Raw genomic sequence first — 3,008 nt, forward strand, 5'->3', positions numbered from 1 at the left:
CCTCGATAAAGTTGAGTGCTCTGCAATGTGGTTAACACTTAAGCTCTCATGTTCAGCCAAAAGCAATATGATATCCTGCCTGGCTGGATCACTTAATGCAGTAAAGAGCGGTATACACGAACGAAAAACATCGATTGCTTGTTCCCCCATTGAACGATCTCCTTTATTCTTCTTTTTTCCAATATTAAAACGCAGTTATGCCTCTTTCGCAACATATTTGGCTATTTTAGCTGCTAACCTTCTTGGGAGGAATTTCGCGGCATACGCTCCGAGTTTGTTCGTGCTGCCAGTGATGACTACCCGCTTTCCAGATAAAAGTGCTCGGTACCCTTCTTCAGCAACTTCTTGTGATGACATCGCGCCGCTGAACATTTTTGTCTTTTCAACATTGGCAACGGAAGCAAAATTCGTCTTTGTGGCTCCCGGGCATAGCGTGGTTACTGTTACATTCGTATCAGTCAGCTCTTCAGCCAATGCTTCTGAAAATGACAGAACGTACGCTTTCGTTGCATAATAAACCGCCATTAAAGGGCCGGGCTGAAAAGCCGCAGTACTGGCAACATTAAGAATTCTGGCTGCATTAGAACTATTCTTCATTTCAGGTAAAAAGTAATATGTCAATTCAGTAAGTGCGGCGATATTCAATTGGATCATTTCCGATTGTTTGCTAATGTGCAGCTCCTCAAATTTACCCATTAACCCAAAACCTGCATTATTCACTAAAGTATCAATCGTGATACCAGCAGCTTTAACTTCCTCAAAAACCTCTTTGGCTGCATATTGCTTGCTTAAGTCTTTTTCAATAACAGTAACTTTTGTATTTGAGTAATGGCTCTTTATCTCTTCCATTTTCAATTTATTCCGTGCTACCAGTACTAAATCATAGCCATCGGCAGCAAACATCTTTACAAATTCATATCCTAAACCGCTTGTGGCTCCAGTGATCAAAACTGTTTTGTTCATATTGAAATACCTCCTGATTTATATCTAATGTTTAAGTGTTTAAATGTTTAAGCGTTTAAACATATAGTATATTAATTATCCTTTACCTGCAAGTTTTACATTTTGACCAAAGAGCAATGTTATTAGTAAAACAATCAGAATAGGAGCGAATGGAATTTATTTTGAACCTTCATTGATGGTTAGCGAATTAGCATTTTGAATTGGCTAAGATCTTATTCGCAGTCGCCTCATAAGAGCACTTAAAAAACCGGCCGCAAAATGCGGTCGGCCATTATTGATTATGATTTCTGCGCCAGATGGTCCTTTAATTGGTCGCGCAGGGCTCTTTTCAGGAACTTACCTACTGAAGTCTTAGGAATTTCTTCCATAAAGACGACATCATCTGGGAGCCACCATTTGGCAAATTGGGGTGTAATGAAATCGAGCAGCTCCTGCTTATCGACTTGATCCCTATACTGCTCCTTCAAGACGACACAGGCAATTGGTCGTTCCTGCCACTGCGGATGCGGCACGGCAACGACGCTCGCTTCGAATACGGCTTCATGTGCCATCAATGCATTCTCTAAATCAACTGACGAAATCCATTCTCCGCCGCTCTTGATTAGGTCTTTGGTGCGGTCAACAAGCTTGATGACGCCTTCTTCATCAACGGTTGCTACGTCCCCAGTGTACAGCCATCCGTCCTTGAACGCATCATTAGAACGATCATCCTTATAATACTCATCAGCAATCCATGGTCCGCGAAGCAGGAGTTCACCCATTTCCTCGCCATCCCATTTGACTTCTCCATTGCCTCCGATTACTTTCATTTCCAGGCCTGGCACAAGAAGTCCCTGCTTGGAGCGGATGTCGAGGATTTCATCCTCGTCCAAGCCGACCTGATAGCTTTTAAGGCGTGATACCGTCGCCAGCGGAGTCGTCTCCGTCATGCCATAAGCGTGAAGGAACGGAATTTTATATTTCGTTTCGAAGGCTTTGATCATTCCTCGTGGCGCTGCTGAACCTCCGCAGACGATGGACCGTAACGAAGAAGTATCATAGCTTCCATTTTCGAGTTCGTTCAGCAAGCCGAGCCAAATGGTCGGTACACCAGCAGTAAAAGTTACTTTCTCCTTTTCGATCAGCTCTGCCAGCAGCTTCGGCGTGAACAGCGGCCCTGGCAGTACCTGAGTCGATCCGAACCAGGTCGCAGCGAACGGCAGCCCCCAGGCATTGGCATGAAACATCGGCACAACTGGAAGGACGACATCCGATTCCGAAAGTGCCGCGGTATCCGCCAATCCAAATGCAAAGCTGTGCAGGACGATTCCTCTGTGAGAGTACACTACACCCTTTGGATTCCCTGTCGTTGCCGAGGTATAGCACATTCCAGCCGGGTCATTTTCATCGAGATCCTTCACGAATTCGAAATTCGGGCTAGCTTCACGGAGCAAGGCTTCATATGAGTAGACTGGCTCAAGCGTTGTTTCTGGAAGCTCATCCTTGTCTGTCATGATGATATAGGCCTCTACGGTTTTAAATTGCTCCTTGCTCCGCTCAATCAGCGGCAGCAAATCCTCATCTATTAATAAAACCTTGTCTTCTGCATGATTGATAATATAAGAGACATGTTCCGGAGACAGGCGGATGTTGATTGTATGCAGCACGGCACCCATCCCCGGCGCAGCGAAGTAGACTTCTAGATGGCGATGATGATTCCAGGCAAACGTTCCGACCCTATCTCCTTTGCTAATCCCAAGCTTTTCAAGGGCACTGGCAAGTCTGCGGGTGCGTTCGCCTATTTCCTTGTAAGTAAACCGATGGATTCCAGATAAAGTCCGTGAAACTACCTGTTTTTTCGGGAAAAACTTCTCTGCTCTTTCCAATAGTGATCCTACTGTCAGTGGAACATTCATCATACCGACATTTCCCCTTCCGCTTCTCGTAAAATATGAATTTTATAAGATACCCTTTGTCTGCCAATCACTTATTTGCTGTTCATTCACTCCAAGTGATTCTCTTAAAATAGCATCGGTATGTTCTCCTTTTTTCGGCGGCGGTACTGC

Annotated in this window: 2 protein-coding genes and 1 pseudogene; all 3 read right to left on the minus strand. The window is 44.8% G+C overall.

Annotation, left to right across the window (positions count from 1 at the left end; translation table 11 throughout):
- Window positions 1-150: pseudogene (locus WB217_RS17825) on the minus strand (ArsR/SmtB family transcription factor); the annotation flags it as partial.
- A 45-nt stretch (window positions 151-195) separates the two neighbouring features.
- Window positions 196-963: an SDR family NAD(P)-dependent oxidoreductase gene (locus WB217_RS17830; protein WP_423994643.1), complete on the minus strand. Its 768-nt coding sequence runs from the start codon at window positions 961-963 to the stop codon at window positions 196-198.
- Between the two features lie 278 nt (window positions 964-1,241).
- On the minus strand, window positions 1,242-2,861 hold the full coding sequence (locus tag WB217_RS17835; protein WP_423994644.1) for a long-chain fatty acid--CoA ligase: 1,620 nt from the start codon (window positions 2,859-2,861) through the stop codon (window positions 1,242-1,244).
- Window positions 2,862-3,008 lie beyond the last annotated feature (147 nt).

The sequence above is a fragment of the Mesobacillus sp. genome (assembly GCF_049588175.1).
Lineage (GTDB): Bacteria > Bacillota > Bacilli > Bacillales > Cytobacillaceae > Mesobacillus.